Raw genomic sequence first — 21,743 nt, 5'->3', positions numbered from 1 at the left:
GTAATTTAAAGGAGGAAACAAAAGTGAAAGTAGGATTAATTGGATTAGGGAAAATGGGACTGAACTTAGGAAAAAACTTAATTGACAACAAACACCATGTAGTGGCGTTTGATCTAAATACAAATGCTATTGAAGAAATAAAAAAATACGGCGTTGAAGGAGCATCCAGTTTACAGGATCTTGTCCAATCATTAGTAAAACCACGAATTGTTTGGATTATGGTCCCGCACTCCGTCGTTGATTCAGTTATCAAAGAAATCACACCATTTCTAAGTGAAGGAGATATCGTCATTGAAGCTGGTAATTCGCATTACAAGGAGTCCATTCGTCGTTACGAACAATTGAAAAAAGTTGGTGTGAGCTTTATGGATGCCGGTACTTCCGGGGGCATGGAAGGTGCTCGTAACGGTGCTTGTTATATGGTTGGCGGAGATGCTGAAGCATGGAGGATTATCGAACCGATGTTCAAAGATACAGCTGTAGAAAATGGGTATTTATATGCTGGAAAATCTGGTAGTGGCCACTACTTAAAAATGGTCCACAATGGAATTGAATATGGAATGATGGCTGCGATTGGGGAAGGATTCGAAGTACTGGAGAAGAGTGAATTCGACTTTGACTACGAACAAGTGGCCAGAGTGTGGAATAACGGTTCTGTCATCCGTTCTTGGCTTATGGAATTGACAGAGCGTGCATTTTTCAAAGACGCCAACTTGAATGAAATCAAGGGAATCATGCAATCTTCCGGTGAAGGAAAATGGACTGTAGAAACAGCGTTGGATTTGCAAGTATCTACCCCTGTCATCGCAATGTCCTTGTTGATGCGTTACCGTTCGTTAGAGAGTGATACATTTACAGGTAAAGTGGTAGCTGCCCTTCGCAATGAATTTGGAGGACATGCTGTGGAAAAATCATAAGGTTATCTCTTGTAATTGTGATATCTGGAATCACGTTGACAACATCCCGGGTCTTTGGAATATAAAAGAATTCGTTGAGATATCTGAAGTTTATTTGATAATACCTAGATTTGGTTGATTTTTCGGAAGTCATTTATAGCTCTGGGATCCGCTTTGCGTTCCTGCCAATATATAGTTTCAAGAACATACAAGACACAATAAGGAGTGACTTCATGAATATATTCGATGCAAAGATCGTAAACACACAATATGGTTTAGAAATGTATTTAGATAGGGTGAAGAATATTGAAATAAAAGAAATCCACTCCCCATCGGATAATGACACCTGTTATGAAATAGAATTAGGGGTAGAGTATTTTCTACTAAGGGATGGAAATTATTACGATAGTGCAAAGAATTATTTTCGGATTCGAATGAACGAAGATTTTAATTCCATCACGTTAAGAGAGACAGATACGGAAAGTTTATTTGCTGTCAAAACCGAACACGAGAGAGACTCAACTAAGCTTCTGGTAGGAGAATGGCTTTTAAAAACCAATGCGTTCAACCAAGTAATAAATGAACTGATCCAACAAAAGAAAAAGGAGAATGTTCAAAATGAGGGAGACACTCGAAAAGTATTAGGAACGATAAGATTCCTGGAAAGATTGCTTGAAATCAAAACCGAAGAGATATTAAGTGCCAAAGTAGAGAGGGAGCATTGAGAATTCTTGATACTACCTATTCTCTCTGTACGCTATGAAAAATTAAGCACTAATGCTTTTATGAAAATAGCTAGGGGAGTCATTAAAGAACTTCCCTTACTTACTGCAGCGAAGAAGAATGTACTACGTTTAATATGCCGAGAGATCCCTTTTACATGGAGAAGGATTTCCGATTGATATAGCTAAGTTAAAGTTGAGCGAAAGGGGAAGTACTGTATGACTATTTCGTTTGATTACTCCAATGCATTAGCATTTATGGAAAAAAGTGAAGTAGAAAATCTAAGTGAATTTGTAAAAGTGACCCATCAAAGGCTTCATGAAAAAACAGGCCCAGGCTCTGATTATCTTGGTTGGGTTGATTTGCCACTAAACTATGATAAAAGTGAATTCGAGAGAATTAAACAAGCTGCTGAAAGAATCAGGAATCATTCAGACGCACTGATTGTAATTGGTATTGGTGGCTCGTATCTAGGGGCAAGATCGGCTATAGAAGCTCTGTCCCATACCTTTCATAACCAGATGGACAATAATACACATATTTATTTTGCCGGTCAGAATATCAGTTCTACTTATATCTCTCATTTATTTGAGCTATTAGAGGGGAAAGATATCTCTGTTAACGTCATTTCTAAATCAGGAACAACGACAGAGCCAGCCCTTGCTTTCCGTATTTTCCGTGACTATATGGAGAAAAAATACGGAAAAGAAGAGGCAAGAAAACGTATTTTTGCTACTACAGATAAGGAAAAAGGCGCATTAAAAAAACTTGCGGATGAAGAAGGATATGAAACGTTCGTTATTCCGGATGACGTAGGCGGAAGGTATTCTGTGCTGACAGCAGTTGGTCTCTTCCCAATTGCCGTAGCAGGCCTTGATATTGATACAATGATGGAAGGTGCGGCAGCGGCTGCTCGTAAATACAACAATCCTGATTTATTGACAAATGAGAGCTATCAGTATGCTGCCGTGCGAAATGCACTCTACAAAAAGGGGAAAGCCATTGAACTGCTTGTTAACTATGAGCCATCCCTGCACTACGTATCGGAATGGTGGAAGCAACTGTTTGGAGAAAGTGAAGGAAAAGATCAAAAAGGGCTTTTTCCTGCTTCCGTCGATTTTTCAACGGATTTGCATTCAATGGGCCAATATGTACAAGAAGGCCGACGAAATCTTATAGAAACAGTTATACAGGTTAAAAAACCTCGAATTGATGTGACCATTCAGGGTGATCCGAGAAATGTCGATGGATTAAACTTCTTAACGGGTAAGACAATGGATGAAGTCAACAAAAGTGCATTTCAGGGTACCCTTATAGCCCATACAGATGGGGAAGTACCTAATCTCGTGATTGAATTGGATGAAATGAATGAATACACATACGGTGAGATGGTTTACTTTTTTGAGAAGGCATGCGGGATCAGTGGTCATCTGTTAGGAGTTAACCCATTTGACCAGCCAGGAGTCGAAGCATACAAAAAAAATATGTTTGCTTTACTTGGCAAACCTGGGTATGAAGCAGAAAGAGCTGCTATCCTGGAGCGTTTATCTAAATGACTCCTCTCAATTGCGGGTTACACAATAAAACGGACGTTGTTTTTCATTTGTTTACAAAAGAGTACACTAGATCGATGATCTAATAATATTTTTATGTTGTAAAAAATTTTTGCGGAACTGTTTATAGTAGGAATAAAAACAATAGACATTTCGGGTGTGATCATGGATAAATTTGTTGAATATTTGTTTATAACTTTCGGGTCGGCAATGGTTGCTATAGGAATAGAAACGATGTTAGCACCAAACGGGCTAGTAGATGGTGGTGTTACAGCGTTATCGATTATGGCGAATGCAATATGGGGAATTCCAATTTATGTTGTGTTATTGGGATTAAACATTCCTATCTTAATCTTTACATCCAAAGAAGTTGGGCAAACCTTTGTAATTAGAACTCTGTATGCAAATATCATTACCACCGTTGGTTTAGTACTATTTAAATCAATCCCGCCTATTACACAGTCAGATGTATTAATTGTCTTATATGGAGGAGTAGTCTTAGGTGTCGGGATCGGGATCGTTGTAAAATTTGGAGGTGCAATAGACGGCACGGAAATGCTTGCAATTTGGTTTAACCAAAACTATCGATTCCCAATTGCTTCATTTTTGTTAGTAGTGAATTCTGCCATCTTTACGGTTACGGCCTTTGTCTATTCGTTAGAACAGGCAATGTTCTCTCTAGCCGTTTTTTATATTGTGACGAAAATGATTAATTATGTTTTAGATGGATTTAATCACGGGAAAGCTGTAATGATTATTTCAGAAAAACCTGATGAAGTAGGAGATAGTATTATCAAAAATCTAAACATCAGCATCACATATTTGTATGGGGAAGGCGGGTTTTTAAGTCAAAGAAAGAAGATTATATATTGTATTACCGACAGATTCGTTTTTTCTAAATTAAAAAGTGTTGTTTTAGCAAAAGATCCATTAGCTATTATGGAGGCTTCCTATGTTTGTGAAACATCTGGTATAGATAGGTCGCTTATATTATCTAATGCAAATCCTTCCGAAAAATCCTAATATTGCTTGACCTGATATAATTTTTTGAGGTGGATACTATTTGATGGTAGGTAAATTATACCGATTTTTGTAATTACACCTACAGAAAACTGCAGGGCCGATGACGCAGTGATAAGCAAAAACATCTCCAAGAACCGTTTATGCTCGGTAATTTTTTTCAACACTATTATCTAAAAAAGTTTTAAAGATCCTCGTAAAACTGACGGGGATCTTTTTGTTTTATGTAATCTTATTTAAAACGAACAAAAGCAACGGTATATAAAAGTATACTATATATATTTTTATATACTATATATTAAAAAAGTGCGTACTATGAATATTTTATTGTAGGTATTATACTAACATCTATGCCGTGAGCAAACCTTATTTAAAGTAAGAGATCGTAAGGAATAAGTACACATAACAATTTTTTTTAGTAGGAAGAATGAAGATATTTTCATCTTTCTTACTCACACATTCCAAAAGATTTGGCGGGTAAAAAATATAGCTTTATTCAAAATAGATCAATTAAGAGGAAAGGAATGAAACGACTATGGTTAGGTCAAAAGCAAAGCACCGAAAAGTTTGCGAAAGATGTTTATCTATTACTACAGATAAAAAATGTCCTAAATGTGGTCATGACCATTTACGGGAATTCATTTTTAATGTTCAAGCTGGAAGAAAAAATCAAGTCTATAAAGTAGATATAGCATAAAAATAGATTTGTATATTTAGGCCGAAAACCACAATTTGAGTATGCACGGGTACCTATATTTGTTAATAAGAATTACTGGAGGATTGGAAAATGGATTCTATGACTTTTGTTTTGTTTGGAGCAACTGGCGATTTAGCCAAAAGAAAAATATATCCGGCACTTTTTAATTTGTTTTTAGATCAAAAACTGCCCCCTTCATTTTCGATTATTGGTTTAGGCAGGAGAGAGCTATCGGATGAAACATTTCAAAACAATGTAGAAAATTCATTACGGATTTTTTCTAGACGTTTTACCGAGAATGAAGCTATATTAAATAAATTTATCGACGCGTTTCGCTATAGCAAATTGGATGTAACAAATGTGCAGGGATACAAAAAACTGCTTGATATTATTCAAAGGCGTGAACGGGATTTAAATATTCCAGAAAATCGGTTGTTCTATCTGTCCGTTGCTCCCGAGTTTTTCGATGAGATTGCTGCTAATATCAAAGAGAGCGGTTTAGGCACTACGAAGGGATGGAAACGCCTGATTATCGAAAAGCCGTTTGGACATGATTTGATCTCTGCCCAAGATTTAAATGAGAAGCTAAGCAAATCTTTTAAAGAAGAAGAAATCTATCGAATAGACCATTATCTTGGGAAACCGATGGTGCAAAACCTCGAAGCCTTATCTTTCGCGAATCCTGTGCTTCAAGCCTTGTGGAATAATAAGCATATTGCCAACGTACAAATAACGGCTAGTGAAACGGTTGGAGTAGAAGAAAGAGCGGGCTATTATGATCAAGCCGGAGCGATTCGAGATATGTTCCAAAATCATATGCTGCAAATGTTGATGATGACAGCCATGCATTTGCCAAAGTCGATGAGTGCGGCAGATATCCGGAATGAGAAGAGAAAGGTATTGGAATCACTGCGACATCTACAGAACGAGGATGTAATTTCTCAAGTGGTTCGAGGCCAATATGCTGTAGGTGACATAAATAATAAGCCGGTTGTTGGATATAGAGAAGAATCAGGAGTAGCGCCTTTCTCAGCAAACGATACCTTTGTTGCAGTACGTTTGTGGATCGATAATGATTTTTGGAGAGGGGTACCTTTCTATATCCGCACGGGAAAGAGAATGAAGGAGAAATCAACACGTATCGTCATTGAGTTCAAAAATCCAGTGAAGGATCTGTATAAATCTAGCCAACAAGCTGAACCTAATTTATTAATTGTCAATATTAATCCCACTGAAGGGGTGTCGCTGCAGTTGAATAGTAAAAATCCTAGGAAAAACGGGAAGATCGAGCCGATTTCGGTTGATTTTTCTATTGGGGAAAGAGACATACCTGAAGCTTACGAATTATTAATTCTTGACGCATTACGGGGCGATCCAACATTCTTTGCACACTGGAATGAAGTCGAATTATCGTGGAAATGGGTGCAACCAGTGTTAGAAGCGTTTGAGTCAAACACTGTGCCATTACATTCATATCGGTCTGGTTCGATGGGACCGGATGCTTCAGATGAGCTATTACAAAGGGATGGATTTAATTGGTGGGAGTCACAAGAATCCAAGGATGGACTGATTTCAAACGATAAATTAGTAAAGGGATTAAAAATAGGTTGGCAGTAGTAATCAATAGGGAGGATAAAAAGATGAAAGTTGGATTAATCGGGTTAGGGAAAAGGGGGTTTAACTTAGGAAAAAATCTAATTGACCACAATTATGAAGTTGCTGCCTTCGATTTAGATGTAAATGCAGTGGAAGAAATCAGTAAATATGTTGCTAAAGGAACATCGAGTGTTAAGGAACTTACTGAAAACTTAGAGGTACCCAGAATTATCTGGATTATGGTTCCGCACGCTGTGGTTGATTCCGTTATAAATGAAAAACACCTCACTTGAGTAAAGGGGACATCGTGATTGAGGCAGGTAATTCTCATTATAAAGAATCCATTCGCCGCTACGGGCATCTGAAGGAATCAGGTATCCACTTTATGGATGTCGGTACGTCCGGGGGAATGGAAGGCGCACGCAACGGAGCTTGCTACATGGTTGGAGGAGATAAAGACGCACGGGATATCTTTGAACCCATATTTCGCGATACCGCGGTGGCTAATGGTTATTTATATGCTGGTCTGGCAGGAAGCTGTCATTTTTTTTAAATGGTTCACAATGGAATAGAGTATGGAATGATGGCTGCGATAGGTGAGGGGTTTGAAGTACTGGAAAAGAGTGATTTTGATTTTGATTATGAAAAAGTGGCAAGGGTTTGGAATAACGGTTCAGTCATTCGTTCGTGGTTGATGGACTTGACAGAGCGTGCTTTTTCAAAAGATGCAAACCTCGACCAAATCAAAGGAATCATGCATTCTTCATGCGAAGGGAAGTGGACTGTGGAAACAGCTCTGGATCTGCAAGCATCCACACCTGTCATCGCCATGTCTCTTTTAATGCGTTACCGTTCTTTAGATACTGACACGTTTACCGGGAAAGTGGTTGCTGCACTGCGAAATGAGTTTGGCGGACACGCGGTCGAAAAAAGCATTTAGGTTCATATGGGATAGATTTTAGTAAACAAGCTGTAAATATGAACTCAATCCGCAAGGTGTAAAAGGGAGTGAAAAATATGAATGTATTGGATGCAAAAATAATAAATACCAAATACGGTATGGAAACCTATTTAGACTTTGTGAAAAATGTGGAGGTTAAAAAACTTATTATCCTACAGAGATAGCCCCATTTTACGAAATTACAATAGGGGTAGAGTATTTTCTTTTAAAGGAAGAAAAATATTATGACCGTAGAAAGAATTATTTTCGTATCCGTATGAATGCTGATATGAGTTGCATGAGACTAAGGGAAACAAAGACGGAAAGCTTATTTGCTGTGAAAAACAAGTTTGAGAGAGATGCAACAAAGGAGCTGGTTGGGGAATGGCTCATCAAAACCAATGCGTTTAACCAAGTTATAAATGATCTGATTCAACAGAAGAAAATGGAAAACGTTCAAACAGAGGAAGACATCCAAATAGTATTAGGAACCCTAAGGTTTTTGGACAAGTTACTAAAACTCAGTCCAACCCATTAAAAAATCCTGTTATCTGGATAAAATCGAATCCTACTTGCGTCAGGCCGGCTTCGATTGTAGCTTATACGGGTATGGATGCCTTGACACATGGTATTGAAGCATATGTGTATGTAAACACTAATATTTCTAATAAAAAGTTGAATGAGAGGTATTTTTATGAGTAAGAAAATATTGATTGTTACTGGAGATGCTGTTGAGGCACTTGAAGTTTTTTATCCTTATTATCGTTGTCTCGAAGAAGGATTCGATGTATCCATTGCTTCTCCTTCTGTTAAAAAGTTGCGCACAGTTAGCCATGATTTTATAGAGGGAATGGAGACATTTGAGGAAAAACCAGCATACAACCTTGAATCACATGTAGCTTTCAAAGATGTTAATCCGGAGCAGTATGACGGATTGATCATTCCGGGAGGACGTGCGCCAGAATACATTCGCATGTTTGATGAAGTGCCAAAGATTGTCAGCCATTTCTTTGAAGCCAATAAGCCAGTTGGGGCGATTTGCCATGCGGCACAGCTGTTGACTGTCATTCCAGACTTAATGAAAGGCCGGGAGTATACAGCTTATCCTTCTGTTGAGCCTGATGTAAGAGCCTGCGGAGCTACGTATATAAATAAAAACGTGCATACTCACCAAAATCTTGTGTCAGGTCAGGCATGGCCGGATTTACCAACATTCATGAGGGAATTTATTAACATGCTGAAGTAATTGTAAACCTATTCAAGTACTGCACCCCAAAAGTTAGAGTGAAAACTACTTTTGGGGTGTATTATTATGGCTAAATTTAATGATGAATTTAAATTAAGGGGAAATTGGGATATATTTTGCTAAGAAGCATGGTATGAAAGAAAGTACCCCGATTAAAAGGTGGGGTTAAAGTCATTCGAGAAATCGGAGTGGAAGGATCAAAGAGGAAGAAGAATAGGGAAACCCAGCATGTAATCATCTCCCACCACCATCAAAGCCGTGTAATAGTTGAGGATGTTACACCTCAGATTATTTAAAACCTTGATATACCGCACTTTTGAAACACAGCGTTCAAGATATTACACACTCTCATCTGACGGGCGGCATGATGTAATAAACATCATAAAGCCATGATAAATAAGGGTTTTCAAGTGGAATAATGTAAATGGTGCTCCATATTTTGCTGCAGAGCAAGCGAAAAAGCTCACTTTCTTCACAAAAATCCCTCTTCAAGAGAAGGTCTTTCATCAGTTTACTGAACTGGTGGGAGACCTTTTTTTCATATTAGCGGTCATATTAGCATAAATGTTAATAGTTGTGTTTATATCTGTATGCTCAATCGTTGCATCGGCCTTTATCGCGAAAGGATTTTTATTATATGTAAATAATCCACAAAATTTGATTATAGATGGCTGTGTTCTCATTTGGCAGGTTAATTACGATTCGTTTTGATTTTACGGTAATGATCAAGAAATGATTTTTAATCATATATAGGTAATATCCCATTCGAATGTTGAGGAGGAAATTATGAAACCTATATTACCTGTTGAAAAATATTTCGGTAAGTTAGAGCAAGTTTATGCATTTTATGGTGCTATGCCTACAGGGGTTACTGTTTCAGAAACAGGGCGTATTTTCGTTTGCTTTCCGAAATGGGGAGATGATGTCAAATATACGGTGGCGGAAATTGATAACGGTAAATTGCAGCCTTATCCCAGTTTAGAAACCAATTTAGTAAGTCCCGAGAATATTGCACAGTCTTTTATAAGTGTCCAAAGTGTGGTTGCGGATGGAAGGGGGACACTTTGGGTATTAGATACTGCCGCACCAAATTTTTCAGAACCTATTATAGGTGGGGCAAAATTAGTCGCAATTGATTTAGAAACCAATAAAATCAGAAAAGTTTATACCTTTTCAGAGGATGTTGTCCTGCCAACAACTTATTTGAATGATGTCCGCTTTGATTTTCGTGTTGGAAAAGCAGGGTATGCATATATTACGGATTCTTCATCTAGAGGACCTGGAGCGATTATCGTTGTAGAATTAGAAAATGGAAACGCGTTTAGGCGGTTAGATGGTGCAAAATCAACTTCACCCGATCCCTATTTTTTACCGAAGGTAGAAGGTAAAGTTTTGATGAATAGAAACATAGACGGCTCCACTTCCCCATTTAGATTGGCGTCTGATGGAATAGCGATTTCTCCCGATGGCAAGGTTTTATTTTTTTGTCCACTAACCAGCCGTCATCTTTTCTCGATTTCAACAGAAGTCCTAAGAGACCGTACTATACCGGACAGAGATTTAATTTATCATGTGGAGTATTGGGGAGAAAAAGGTGCATCTGATGGAATGTTCACCGATGCAAAAGGAATTGTTTATGCTGGTGACTATGAAAATAACAGCATTCGAAGGATATTGCCGGATGGAACAATGGAAACCATTGCCCATGATCCAACAATTTTATGGCCGGATACATTTTCGATTGGCCCGGATCAATACTTATACGTGATTGTGAACCAATTACACAGGCAGGCCAGATTTCATTATGGAAAAGATTTACGAGAAAAACCATATAGTTTACTTCGTATTAAAATTGGTGAATTACCTGCTCCTACCTTTTTATAATAAAATAAAAGTCAGGTTATGAAGCGAAAAACTTTCTTCTTTCAGAAGGTCCTTCATCAGTTTACTGAACTGTGGGAGGCCTTTTTTGATTTTTTAATACTGGTTGTCAAATCACGTTTTGTGTAATTCCTGTATGTCCCAAACGGCACTGTAGTACTACCGAGTTGGGCCGAGCTAGGCTGGATATGGGCGATATGACTCTTGAAAATATATATAGAACCCTTCATATTGAATGGCAGGAGGTGCGATATGCGACACGATATACAACCGAATGAACGAGCTTTCTCTTCCAAGGAGGTGGCAGAAGAAGTAGGAATTGCAACTCCTACGGTTCGAAAGTATGGCCAAATATTGGAACGGAATGGATATGAGTTTTTGAAAGATGGCGAACGGCGTATCTTTGTTCAATCTGACATTAGAGCGCTCATAGCATTACGCGATACGGACAAGCCTCTGGATGATACAGCAAAAGATCTTGTAAATGAACAAAAAGAAAGGTTAGAAGAATATAATGGAACAGATATAGCGGTAACCGATACATACGAAAATTCACTCCAGGATCCAAATCAATTAAAAGAGGTTTTAAGGTTTTTGGTAAATGAACTCGCAGCCGCACGTGAAATGAATATCCAACTGACAAACGATATGTCACAGCTTAAAACAAAGGTTTCCCGGCTCCATCAAGACCATCATATTATAAGCTCCAGTATTGGGAATTCTTCACAAAGAACCAATGCTAAAATTGAAAAATTGGCTGAACAACATAAAAATTATTACGAAACATTGCTGCAACAAGAAAAACAGAAAAGTGAACTCTTGCAAAAAGAGATACAAAATATGCGGGACGAACAGAAAAAAGAATGGAGTTCGCAAAATGATTTTAATAGACGCTTAGAAGAAACGATACAAAAACGCAGGGTGTATTGGGGCGGGCTTCTCTCCATATTTAGAAAGTAAGGGGCCCGTTAAGTTTTTTGTTAACTGTTTAAAAACCTGCGGAAGCAAATTGCGATTTGGCATCGCTGGGCGATATGATAGAAATATATACATGAAGTATGTCCGAATGCATCGAGTTTCTTCTTTCTAAGGGCAAAACATAGAGCGAAGCCAAAATAATTTAAAAAACTGAAGATTGGCCTATCTGTATCCAATCCCACATTGAAGCAATTATAATTTACGCGATTTGGACATGCCGCAACAAGATAAATCAAATTGAGTCGGGTAATTTGGTATAATGAAAATTTAAGCCTCAGGCAATCAGATCAAAAACAGAATTTCCTTTGTTTTATTATATGAATCATCATTTTTCAAATTTCAACAATTTCCCGAGAAATATCTACAAAGTCTGAGTTGAAATCGACAACAATTTGTTTTCTAAATAATAAAGATTATAGAATATACAACTCGCACCGATTAAAATACATCAAACTCTTCCTTCGTTGAAATAATAAAATACTATTACCATCTAAATAGATACCATAACAAAGCCTTTCAAGAGTTCACGGCACTTTTGGAAAGCTTTTTTTTCTGTTTGTATGATATTTTAATGGACATAGGCAGTTGTTACATGCCATATAAAATTACAGTCGATAATTTGAAGAAATGCCCTTCAGAATAATATGCAGCATGTTTTTGGGAATAGTGACTACAGGGGTGAAAGCCTGGTATAACAAGGAGGTGAATACAACCAGATTTTTTCATAATAATTCCATTTGACCATATTTATTGCTATAGGGTGAACTATATTAACAATAGAAAAATTTTGATTCATGTAGCATTAAATGGGGAGGGATTAAGTTGAATATATTGGTGACAGGTTCAACAGGACAACTAGGTTTGGCTTTGCTGGATCAATTCATTCATTCTGATTGTAATGTCAGAATCACTTCAAGAGGAAAACCTGACAACGCAAATCATTTCAATTGGGTTCACAGTGATATTTTAACCGGGGAAGGTTTGGAAGAAGCAGCTAAAGATATTGATGTTATTATTCATGCTGCAACAAGCCCGATGAAAAATTCTAAATCCATCGATGTAACCGGCCTTGAAAAGTTTTTAAGTCAGCTGCAACATATAAAACATTTTATTTATCCATCAATTGTTGGCATTGAAAATATACCGTTCAAATATTATAGGCATAAGTACGAGGCAGAAGGAGTGCTGAAGAATAGTTTGATTCCTTATACCATTGTACGTGCAACACAATTCCACAGCTTTGTTCAAAAAATGTTTTTATCCAAACCATTATTGAAAAGGTATTTTATTCCGGGAGATTTTAAATTTCAAAGTGTGGATACAGGTGAATTTGCACAGCATTTAATTGGTTTAATAAATGTTGGTCCTCAAGGAAGGATTGATGATTTTGGCGGACCGGAAATAATGACATTAGGGGAGATGGCAGAGCTTCAAATCAAAGTAAATAAGGAAAAGAATAAAGTGATAAGCCTGCCTTTACCAGGTAAACTTTCAAAAGCGTATGTTGCGGGCAGAAACACCAATGGTACACGAAAAACAGGAAAAGTGACATTTGAACAATTTCTCCAAAATAGGAGGTTTTACTAACAAAAAAACTGGAAGTTTTAACGTAACTTATAAAGCGGGTTGTTAACCTCATCCAATTTAAGAGATAGTACGATTCATCTTAATACCCCTTATTTGTTGGCCAGTCGTGGAAACCCACCCCTAAAAACCACACTTTCAAAATTACAGCTTTGAATAAGACGATAAAGACCCCTGCTGGAACATTTAAAAATGTAATTGAGTGAAACAGAAATGTCTATGTTTTCGCTTTAATAGCCGATTTCTCCTTTTAAGGTTGGCTAGCCGGCATAAATTTTTTTATTTTTTCGCCGGCGTTTTTTTCCTTAAAAATACCGTTCACCATTAAAAATCTTTATAATGATAGATGTAAAGTTTCGTCAATGCGAAAGAGGGGTATAATTTGACTTCGATCAATCAACAGCTTTATGAATATATTATTGAGAACTCAAGTACTATTACGCAGAAATGGTTTAATGAGAAAAGCAATTTTTCCGGCGAGTTTTATTCGAATAATCCGAATCCAAAAATTGATAAGATTTTAAGGGAACAACATGCTTTGACCATAAAGACTATAGCGTATGCATTTTTAGAAGAAGAAAGTACATTCCATGAGCAGCAATTAATATGGGCGGATACTGTGGCGCAAAGCAGAATTGAAAACAATACCCCAATCCATGATGTGTTGGAAGCTTTAAGTAAAACACGAGAAACGATTTGGGAATACGTTGAAACCTTCGTAAATAAGAATGAGGATATGGTGACGACGCAAAATATACTGAAATGGAGTAATGTATTCAATGCTGGTTTTGACCGGCTGCTTTATCATTTTTCTGAAAGATATTATCAGCTGTCTAACAGTAGATTAACTGCCCAACAATCTCTAATTTTGGAATTAAGCACGCCTGTTATCCCTATTTCGGAAGGGGTAGCTGTGTTGCCTATTGTGGGGGATATCGATACAACCCGTGCAAGGTCTTTATTGGAAATAGTGCCGCAAAAATGTTCAGAACTTGGCATAAATCAGCTCTTTATTGATGTGTCGGGTGTCTCGATAGTGGACACGATGGTTGCAAATGAAATGTTTAATTTAATAAAAATACTTGATTTACTCGGTATGAAGACAAATGTGTCCGGAATCCGGCCTGAAGTAGCACAGACTTCCATTCAACTAGGGCTGGACTGGAGCGGAATTCGTACATTCAGTTCGTTAAAACAGGCATTGGCCATTACCGGGGTTAACCATATGAGATGAATTGGAGGACTATTTAGTCCTCTTTTTTTATGGAAAAGGGGAGGGGGTATTCCATCAAAACTCAACAAACAGATTCTAGCTTCGTTCAGCCACCTAAATTATTAGTTTCATAAGTTCATCCTTTTTCAATGTTGGGGTTTTTTTGTTAAACTTAATGTTTGTTTTTTATAAAAAAAACCGGCCGTAACGCCACCAAAGGTGTAACGCCAGCCGGTTCACCTTTATAGGATAAAGTATGAAACCAGTTTCATGCCAGAGGTTATTTGTTAATTTATTCAGAAAATAGATTTTGGCACAATTTGTTATTAATTTTGGTCAACGATTGATTAAATGTTGGACTGTCTAGGAAACACGGTTTTTAATTAAACGATTGATTAAGAGGGAAATGCCTATTTAACAAGGATTTTATTATTTAATCAAATGATTGATTAATAAAACAATAAGTGCCACTCAAATGAACCAAGAAGAGAAGGGAAGTTCAAAGGGCCTTATTTTGAATAATTTTTTTACTTCATTTTAGGATTATTTTTGTATGATTTTACACTATCAATTGATATGAATAAGACAATAAAACTGCGTCTATGAAAATATACGTCCAGAAGAAGAAGACTATAAATCAGTCAAGACTTGTGGTCGTTTTTTGTACCTAAAAAGACTCGGTAGACAGGAAGAATGAACATATAGCTAGTTGTTTCAGAAAAATAGGAAGCACCTATAAAAATGTATATTTGAATCGCTATTATCAAAAAACCAGTTCAAACTTACAGATCCTCGTTAACTGACGGGGGTCTTTTTTAGTAGGAAAATTTGAAAAACATCACAACAGCAATTGGTATATAAAAAAAGTGCGTACTATTCACATTTTAAAGTAGGTATTATACTAACCTCTGTGCCAGGGTTCTGTTTTCCTTTGTTTTTTGGAATTATACTCCATTTGGGGGAGTGCTGGTTTCCCTCTTTTATTGCCTGAGATTGTTTAATGTTCTGGTTAAGAAAAAAGTAATGATTTCGCTGGAACACCTTTCCTCCCATCTCATTCGCAGCGGAGCAACCAACCAACTTGGTAGCGTGTAGCGGCAAGAAATAATCAAAAAACGGGCAGTTTAGTTATATGTAACATGAGCGTGAGACTTAGTCTGTTCAGAAATTAGTTAGGGATGACCTTAAGTTTTACAATTCGTTGATTTTTGTTTTTTTGACATAACTATAGGGGAAAACTGTTACAGTTCCGATTACTAAAGAATAGGAGAGAGCACATATGTACCGTTTTACTATTCCGAGAGATGTTTACTTTGGGGAAGGGTCCCTGGAAGTATTGAAAAGCCTTGAAGGGAAAAAAGCGACCATCGTTATTGGAGGTCAATCCATTAAAAAGTCCGGTTATTTGGATAAAATCGAATCCCATTTGCGTGAGGCTGGCATAGAAACCCAAATAATTGAAGGCGTTGAAAACGATCCATCAATAACAACCGCCCAAAACGGGGGCAAGAAGATGGAAGAATTCCAGCCGGATTGGATCATTGCCGCTGGTGGTGGATCGCCACTTGATGCGGCAAAGCTAATGTGGATTTTTTATGAAAACCCTGAGCTGCCATTTGATCAGATCAAGGCTCCCAACGTTCTGCCGACATTGCGTAAGAAGGCGCGTTTCATCGCGATTTCAACAACTAGTGGAACAGGCAGCGATGTATCACCATTCTCTGTTATTACAGACTATGATAAGGGAGTTAAGTATCCGGTATTCGGGTATGAGATCACGCCTGATATTGCAATTATTGATCCTGAGTTGACGTATTCCATGCCGGTTTCCATTGTAGCTTATACGGGAATGGATGCCTTAACACACGGTATAGAAGCTTATGTGTCCACTGCGCATAACTCTTTTACTGATCCGTTGGCAATGCAGTCGATCAGGCAGGTGGTAGAAAATATAGAAAAATCCGCATCCGGTGATAAAGCTGCAAGAGCAGAAATGCATTACGCACAAGCCATTGCAGGCATGGCCTTTTCAAATGGATTCCTAGGAATTGTCCACAGCCTGTCCCATAAGAGTGGGGCGATTTTTAAAATTCCGCATGGAACAGCTAATGCACTCTATCTCCCGTATGTGATTGATTATAATAGAAAGTCTGAAAGTTCAAGGTATGCTGACATCGCAAGGATGCTTGGTTTGGATGGTAGCACAGACGATGAATTAATTGATTCACTAACAGAACTGATACGCCGCTTAAACAAATCTTTAAATCTTCCGCTCACTTTAAAGGAATTTGGTGTGGATGAGGCAGAATTTCATAAACACCTGGACCAGATGGCCGAGGGAGCTGTTGAAGACCCGTGTACTCCATCAAATCCTAGACAAGTATCAGTGGAGGATATGAAAAAAATCTACATTGCGGCTTATAACGGAGATCAAATCAACTTCTAATGAGAACCTGAAGAGTTTGTAATATTTCGTTTGTGATGATTGATACTCTTTTATAAGGGGACGCGAAAATCAGGATAAATGTTTTTATTACTGGTCATTCTAGTCTTATAAATGATGAATGTGAGGTATGTTCATGAGTGAAAAAGTATTAATTGTTACGGGTGATGCGGTAGAGGCACTTGAGGTATTTTATCCCTACTATCGCTGTCTCGAAGAAGGTTATGATGTTACCATCGCCTCCCCTTCTGTTAAAAAGCTGCGCACCGTAAGTCATGATTTTATAGAGGGAATGGAGACATTTGAGGAAAAACCTGCGTATCGCCTCGAATCACATGTTGCATTCAAGGATGTCAACCCTGAAGAATATGACGGATTGATCATCCCGGGAGGACGTGCGCCAGAATACATCCGAATGTTTGATGAAGTGCCAAGGATTGTGGGCCATTTCTTTGAAGCGAATAAGCCGGTTGGAGCGATTTGCCATGCGGCACAGCTGTTGACCGTAATTCCAGATTTGATGAAAGGCCGAGAATATACAGCTTATCCTTCTGTCGAGCCGGATGTAAAAGCTTGTGGGGCTACGTATATCAACAAGAACGTGCATACTCATCAAAATCTTGTTTCAGGTCAGGCATGGCCAGATTTACCAACATTCATGAGGGAGTTTATCACCTTACTAAAGTAGACTCTTTGTGACATATCAAGTTTTTACGTTTTGAGCAAAAGGGAATAACATCTTTACTTATAGGCAGCTACACTTCCAAATGGAAGGCAGCTGCTTATTTTATTGCCGAAAATAACAAGAATTGTTTTTTATTGGTATGAAGTTGGGCATGTTAGTAACGACAACGACAATAGTTAACTGATAAAACACGGAGGTCCATTACATGCTTGATGAAAAAACAATCCATATCGTACAATCTACAGCTCCTGTGCTAAAAGAGCACAGTAAAGAAATAGGGAAAAGGTTTTATCAATTATTATTCGAAAAAGTTCCTGACTTATTGAACATCTTCAATCAAACGAATCAAAAAAGGGGTCTTCAGCAGGAAGCCTTAGGATATGCCGTTTATGCAGCCGGAGAACATATTACAAATCTGGATGCCCTGAAATCTGTTATTGAACGGATTTCTCAAAAGCATCGTGCTATCGGAATTAAAGCCGAACAATATCCAATTGTAGGTGAGACGTTACTGCAGGCAGTGAAAGATGTCCTTGGAGATGCTGCCACTGATGAAATAATTGAAGCGTGGGGTAAAGCATATGGTTATATATCAGATGCTTTTATTAGTCTTGAAAAGAAACTTTATGAAGAAACAAAACAACAACCAGGAGGCTGGGAAGGCTATCGGACTTTTTATGTTGATAGGAAAGAAAAAGAAAGTGAAGAGGTCATTTCATTTTATTTAAAACCTAAAGACGGAGAAGCAATCGCTTCATATAAAGCTGGACAATATCTAACAATTAAGACGAAAATACCAGGAGAAAAATATACGCATATTCGCCATTACAGCCTATCAGAAGCACCTGATAAAGATTACTACCGAATTAGTATTAAGCGTGAAGATGAGCATGACGGTGCGCCAGATGGGATCGTATCAAACTTTCTGCATCATCATATCCAATCTGGTGATACACTTGAGTTTTCAGCACCTGCCGGTGATTTTATTCTCACCGATGATAATTTGCCAATTGTTCTGATTAGCGGGGGAATTGGAATTACGCCTTTATTAAGCATGCTAAATTCTATTGTCGAAGAAAAAGACCCTAGGCAAGTTATCTTCATTCATGCAACAAGCAACAGCCAAACACATCCATTTAAAGAACATGTGATGCAATTAAACAGCAAGGCAAATGTAAAATCATATATTTGTTACACTTCACCAACCGAAGAGGATAAAAAAGCGAAAAATTATGATAAGGAAGGATATATTGATTTGGACTTTCTGCAATCTATCATCCCGACAAAAGAAGTCCAATTTTATTTCTGCGGTTCCATTCCTTTTATGGAAGCGATGATTAAGGCGTTAAATGAATGGAACGTTCCGAAAGGAAATATGCATTACGAGGTTTTTCGTCCGGTTGCAATACTCGGGGAGGAATAATATTTTTTGGACAGCTTAAAAATTTGAAATGAACATGAGTAAAACTGGAGGAATGTGAATCAATATAAATACGGAACAAAATCCCAGATATCGGTAACGAAAACGGATATTTCGCAACAAGCACCTAAATGTTCGCAACAAAAATAGAATTCGCAACAAACCCTACTATGTTCACCACTGCACCCTTAATTGTTAGACGCATTAACAATTGTTGGTGTATTTTTTTGCTTTAAAGCAATAATCAATCAGGACTTCAACAGCACCCAGTCTCAGGGTAGGAAGTATAAAAATAAAAACTGTAAAACAGTTCAAAATAGAAACAATGGTATTTCTCAAATGTTTTCGGCAACGATTTTTTGTTGCAGTCATTCTTATTGGTTATAAATTCACCCAGGCCAAAAACTTAAGATAAGAGCAAAAGAAAGGATGATCCCAAATGTACGAAAAGTGGAATAAGCAATTTATTGGAGGAGAATGGAGGGAGGGAAACGGAGAAAGAGTGTATGAGGATAAAAATCCTTATAGTGAAGAAACCCTTGTACAGATTCGCTTAGCCAATACTGAGGATATCGATGAAGCATATCGTTCTGCCCGGGAGGCACAGAAGGAATGGGAAGAGATCAATGCTTATGATAGGGTAGCTATAATGGAAAAGGCTGTTGAGTTAGTGAAAGAACGCAGGGAAGAAATCGTTAAAATTCTGATCGCTGAGAATGGTGCTTCCCATACGAAAGCAAACATTGAAGTTGACGGGGCCATTGGCATCATGAAAGAAGCGTCGACGTTTCCGCTTAGGATGCATGGGAAAATTATGCCTTCCGTTGTACCAGGCAAGGAAAATCGAATTTACCATAACCCGGCTGGAGTGGTGGGAATCATTAGCCCCTTTAATTTTCCATTTCATCTAACTATGCGCTCCCTTGCACCTGCATTAGCGGCAGGAAATGGCGTAGTCATCAAGCCGGATTTGCAAACGATGATTTCTGGCGGACTGTTCATGGGGAAATTATTTGAAGATGCGGGTATTCCGAAAGGGTTATTAAATATAACGGTTTGCAGTTCCTCTGAAATCAAAGACGCTTTTGTTGAACATCCAATTCCTCAAATTATTTCTTTTACTGGATCTACGCCTGTGGGGAGACATATAGGAGAATTGTGTGGAAGGCATCTTAAACGCGTGGCTTTGGAGCTAGGCGGAAATAATGCCATGATTGTACTTAAGGATGCAGATATAGAAAGAGCCGCTGGTTCTGCTGCATTTGGTAAGTTCCTTAATGCGGGGCAAATATGTATGTCGTTGAACCGTATTATTGTGGAGCGTCCCGTATATGAAGAGTTTTTAAGAGTTCTTGTGGACAAAGCATCTCAAATTAAATATGGCAACCCAGCGGATAAAGATGTTGTCGTAGGTCCTCTTATCAATAACAAGCAAGTTGGCCGGATTCAAGAATTAATCGACAGAAGCTTAGAAATGGGTGCCAGTTACGCCTTGAAGGGGGAAATTGAGGGGAATGTGTTTGCTCCTACAATCCTCACAAACGTCACCAATGACATGCCGATTGCACAGGAAGAAATATTTGGGCCTGCTGTAGGGGTCATTGTTGTAGAGGATGAAATAGAGGCTATACGAGTAGCGAACGACAGTGAATATGGACTGAGCGGGGCGGTTCATGCTGGCTCTATTGAACATGGTGTAGAGGTGGCAAAACAAATCGTCACAGGAATGATTCATGTGAATGACCAAGGGGTAAATGATGAACCGATTGTGGCGTTTGGAGGAGAAAAAGCTTCCGGTTTAGGCCGTTATGGCGGCGAATGGGCACTCCATGAATTTACCACAACGAAATGGATATCTGTCCAAACAAATCCTAGAGAGTATCCGTTTTGACAAAGCCCTGATTCCATGTGTGATTGATATATTGAAGATTACATGCCCCGTAAAAATACATGGCCGATGCTACACATAGTGTAAATTTTGACTGACAAAAGGTTATTGTGTTTGTAGGTAGGGTAACATAATTAAGACTTTTTCTAGAAAGGATGATCACCATGGCTATGAACACAACAGAACAATCTCTCCCGGTACAACAAGCAATTGAAACACGCCATAGCATTCGCAAATATAAGCAGGAGCCTATTCCTCAGCAAGACCTAAATAAGATTTTTGAGTTGGTCCGCTTATCCCCAAGTGCATGGAACCTTCAACCATGGCGTTTCCATGTAGTGACAGATAACGATCTAAAGGAAAAGTTGGAAGAAGCAGCTTATGGTCAAAAACAAGTGACTTCAGCACCCGCGGTTGTTGTGGTTACAAGTGATATGGAGGATGTACTTGCAAATATTGCTGACACTGTACATCCGGGACTTCCTCCAGAGCGCAAGGAAGAAGAAGTGGCCAATCTGTCAGGATTTTTCAATGGTATGACGGTGGAAGATCGTGCTCAATGGGGATTAACCCAAACAAATATTGCTTTCGGGTTCTTAATGCTTGCCGTTCAAGGATATGGATATTCAAGCAACCCTATGCTGGGCTTTGATCAGGAAAAAGTAAGAGAGCTCCTGAATCTTCCCGGGCATGTCAAATTTGCCGGCATTCTCCCCATTGGTAAAGCAGATTCTGAAGGATATCCGCATCATCGTTTTGACTTAGAAAAAATCGCTACATTCCATTAACTATACAGGATGCACTGGAGGGCTATTTAGTCCTCCTTTTTTATTTGAAGACATCGACCGTCACGCCACTAAAGAAGAAACGCCAGTCGATGCTTTATTAAAGGTGAAACCATGCCAAGGTTTTTTATTTTTTGAAAAAATTCCTAATATGTTTAATCAAACGTTTGTTTAATCGATACCGTGGGAACAACC

17 protein-coding genes and 1 pseudogene are annotated in these 21,743 nt (G+C 38.3%); all 18 read left to right on the top strand.

Annotation, left to right across the window (positions count from 1 at the left end; all coding sequences use genetic code 11):
- Positions 1-23 precede the first annotated feature (23 nt).
- The 18 genes and pseudogenes from gnd (D0466_RS12540) (at position 24) to D0466_RS12460 (ending at position 21,551) form a co-directional block, all read left to right on the top strand.
- Entirely contained in the window at positions 24-917 is an 894-nt protein-coding gene (gene gnd / locus D0466_RS12540) for a phosphogluconate dehydrogenase (NAD(+)-dependent, decarboxylating) (RefSeq protein WP_117322925.1), read from the top strand.
- Between the two features lie 212 nt (positions 918-1,129).
- Complete coding sequence (locus tag D0466_RS12535; protein WP_117322924.1) at positions 1,130-1,621, top strand: hypothetical protein; 492 nt, start codon at positions 1,130-1,132, stop codon at positions 1,619-1,621.
- Positions 1,622-1,837: 216 nt separating this feature from the next.
- Entirely contained in the window at positions 1,838-3,175 is a 1,338-nt protein-coding gene (locus D0466_RS12530) for a glucose-6-phosphate isomerase (protein ID WP_117322923.1), read from the top strand.
- Positions 3,176-3,337: 162 nt separating this feature from the next.
- Positions 3,338-4,195: a YitT family protein gene (locus tag D0466_RS12525; protein ID WP_117322922.1), complete on the top strand. Its 858-nt coding sequence runs from the start codon at positions 3,338-3,340 to the stop codon at positions 4,193-4,195.
- 521 nt (positions 4,196-4,716) lie between these two features.
- Complete coding sequence (locus D0466_RS22220) at positions 4,717-4,878, top strand: hypothetical protein (RefSeq protein ID WP_158555899.1); 162 nt, start codon at positions 4,717-4,719, stop codon at positions 4,876-4,878.
- Between the two features lie 101 nt (positions 4,879-4,979).
- Entirely contained in the window at positions 4,980-6,506 is a 1,527-nt protein-coding gene (gene zwf / locus D0466_RS12520; protein WP_117322921.1) for a glucose-6-phosphate dehydrogenase, read from the top strand.
- A gap of 23 nt (positions 6,507-6,529) precedes the next feature.
- Positions 6,530-7,425, top strand: a pseudogene (gnd, locus tag D0466_RS12515) (phosphogluconate dehydrogenase (NAD(+)-dependent, decarboxylating)).
- Between the two features lie 277 nt (positions 7,426-7,702).
- Complete coding sequence (locus D0466_RS22935; protein WP_233522634.1) at positions 7,703-7,963, top strand: hypothetical protein; 261 nt, start codon at positions 7,703-7,705, stop codon at positions 7,961-7,963.
- A 156-nt stretch (positions 7,964-8,119) separates the two neighbouring features.
- Positions 8,120-8,671 carry a DJ-1/PfpI family protein gene (locus tag D0466_RS12505; protein WP_101592857.1) on the top strand — a complete coding sequence of 184 codons (552 nt, stop codon included), beginning with the start codon at positions 8,120-8,122 and terminating at the stop codon, positions 8,669-8,671.
- A 786-nt stretch (positions 8,672-9,457) separates the two neighbouring features.
- The gene (locus D0466_RS12500) at positions 9,458-10,555 is read left to right on the top strand and encodes an L-dopachrome tautomerase-related protein (RefSeq protein WP_117322920.1); all 1,098 of its coding nucleotides are present in this window, start codon (positions 9,458-9,460) and stop codon (positions 10,553-10,555) included.
- 249 nt (positions 10,556-10,804) lie between these two features.
- Positions 10,805-11,512 carry a hypothetical protein gene (locus D0466_RS12495; RefSeq protein WP_117322919.1) on the top strand — a complete coding sequence of 236 codons (708 nt, stop codon included), beginning with the start codon at positions 10,805-10,807 and terminating at the stop codon, positions 11,510-11,512.
- A gap of 840 nt (positions 11,513-12,352) precedes the next feature.
- Positions 12,353-13,117: an SDR family oxidoreductase gene (locus tag D0466_RS12490; protein WP_117322918.1), complete on the top strand. Its 765-nt coding sequence runs from the start codon at positions 12,353-12,355 to the stop codon at positions 13,115-13,117.
- A gap of 379 nt (positions 13,118-13,496) precedes the next feature.
- Positions 13,497-14,348, top strand: coding sequence for an STAS domain-containing protein (locus D0466_RS12485; protein ID WP_117322917.1), 852 nt, complete (start codon positions 13,497-13,499; stop codon positions 14,346-14,348).
- Positions 14,349-15,606: 1,258 nt separating this feature from the next.
- Positions 15,607-16,773 carry an iron-containing alcohol dehydrogenase gene (locus D0466_RS12480; protein WP_117322916.1) on the top strand — a complete coding sequence of 389 codons (1,167 nt, stop codon included), beginning with the start codon at positions 15,607-15,609 and terminating at the stop codon, positions 16,771-16,773.
- Between the two features lie 133 nt (positions 16,774-16,906).
- Complete coding sequence (locus D0466_RS12475) at positions 16,907-17,458, top strand: DJ-1/PfpI family protein (protein WP_117322915.1); 552 nt, start codon at positions 16,907-16,909, stop codon at positions 17,456-17,458.
- Positions 17,459-17,660: 202 nt separating this feature from the next.
- Entirely contained in the window at positions 17,661-18,878 is a 1,218-nt protein-coding gene (hmpA, locus tag D0466_RS12470) for an NO-inducible flavohemoprotein (RefSeq protein WP_117322914.1), read from the top strand.
- A 436-nt stretch (positions 18,879-19,314) separates the two neighbouring features.
- A complete protein-coding gene (locus tag D0466_RS12465) occupies positions 19,315-20,766 on the top strand; it encodes an aldehyde dehydrogenase family protein (RefSeq protein ID WP_117322913.1) in 1,452 nt (483 codons plus the stop codon).
- A 161-nt stretch (positions 20,767-20,927) separates the two neighbouring features.
- Positions 20,928-21,551 carry a nitroreductase family protein gene (locus tag D0466_RS12460; protein ID WP_233522633.1) on the top strand — a complete coding sequence of 208 codons (624 nt, stop codon included), beginning with the start codon at positions 20,928-20,930 and terminating at the stop codon, positions 21,549-21,551.
- Positions 21,552-21,743: the final 192 nt, after the last annotated feature.

The sequence above is a fragment of the Peribacillus glennii genome, assembly GCF_003429105.1.
In the GTDB taxonomy this organism is placed as follows: domain Bacteria; phylum Bacillota; class Bacilli; order Bacillales; family DSM-1321; genus Peribacillus; species Peribacillus glennii.
Note: the sequence above shows the minus strand (reverse complement) of the source record. Positions and strands in the feature narration are given on the sequence as shown.

Bases quoted from the DNA above. Each gene is read 5' to 3' on its own strand.
- D0466_RS12535 (WP_117322924.1), top strand. From the start codon at position 1,130: ATGAATATATTCGATGCAAAGATCGTAAACACACAATATGGTTTAGAA.
- D0466_RS12530 (WP_117322923.1), top strand. From the start codon at position 1,838: ATGACTATTTCGTTTGATTACTCCAATGCATTAGCATTTATGGAAAAA.
- D0466_RS12525 (WP_117322922.1), top strand. From the start codon at position 3,338: ATGGATAAATTTGTTGAATATTTGTTTATAACTTTCGGGTCGGCAATG.
- D0466_RS22220 (WP_158555899.1), top strand. From the start codon at position 4,717: ATGAAACGACTATGGTTAGGTCAAAAGCAAAGCACCGAAAAGTTTGCG.
- zwf (WP_117322921.1), top strand. From the start codon at position 4,980: ATGGATTCTATGACTTTTGTTTTGTTTGGAGCAACTGGCGATTTAGCC.
- D0466_RS22935 (WP_233522634.1), top strand. From the start codon at position 7,703: ATGAATGCTGATATGAGTTGCATGAGACTAAGGGAAACAAAGACGGAA.
- D0466_RS12505 (WP_101592857.1), top strand. From the start codon at position 8,120: ATGAGTAAGAAAATATTGATTGTTACTGGAGATGCTGTTGAGGCACTT.
- D0466_RS12500 (WP_117322920.1), top strand. From the start codon at position 9,458: ATGAAACCTATATTACCTGTTGAAAAATATTTCGGTAAGTTAGAGCAA.
- D0466_RS12495 (WP_117322919.1), top strand. From the start codon at position 10,805: ATGCGACACGATATACAACCGAATGAACGAGCTTTCTCTTCCAAGGAG.
- D0466_RS12480 (WP_117322916.1), top strand. From the start codon at position 15,607: ATGTACCGTTTTACTATTCCGAGAGATGTTTACTTTGGGGAAGGGTCC.
- D0466_RS12475 (WP_117322915.1), top strand. From the start codon at position 16,907: ATGAGTGAAAAAGTATTAATTGTTACGGGTGATGCGGTAGAGGCACTT.
- hmpA (WP_117322914.1), top strand. From the start codon at position 17,661: ATGCTTGATGAAAAAACAATCCATATCGTACAATCTACAGCTCCTGTG.
- D0466_RS12465 (WP_117322913.1), top strand. From the start codon at position 19,315: ATGTACGAAAAGTGGAATAAGCAATTTATTGGAGGAGAATGGAGGGAG.
- D0466_RS12460 (WP_233522633.1), top strand. From the start codon at position 20,928: ATGGCTATGAACACAACAGAACAATCTCTCCCGGTACAACAAGCAATT.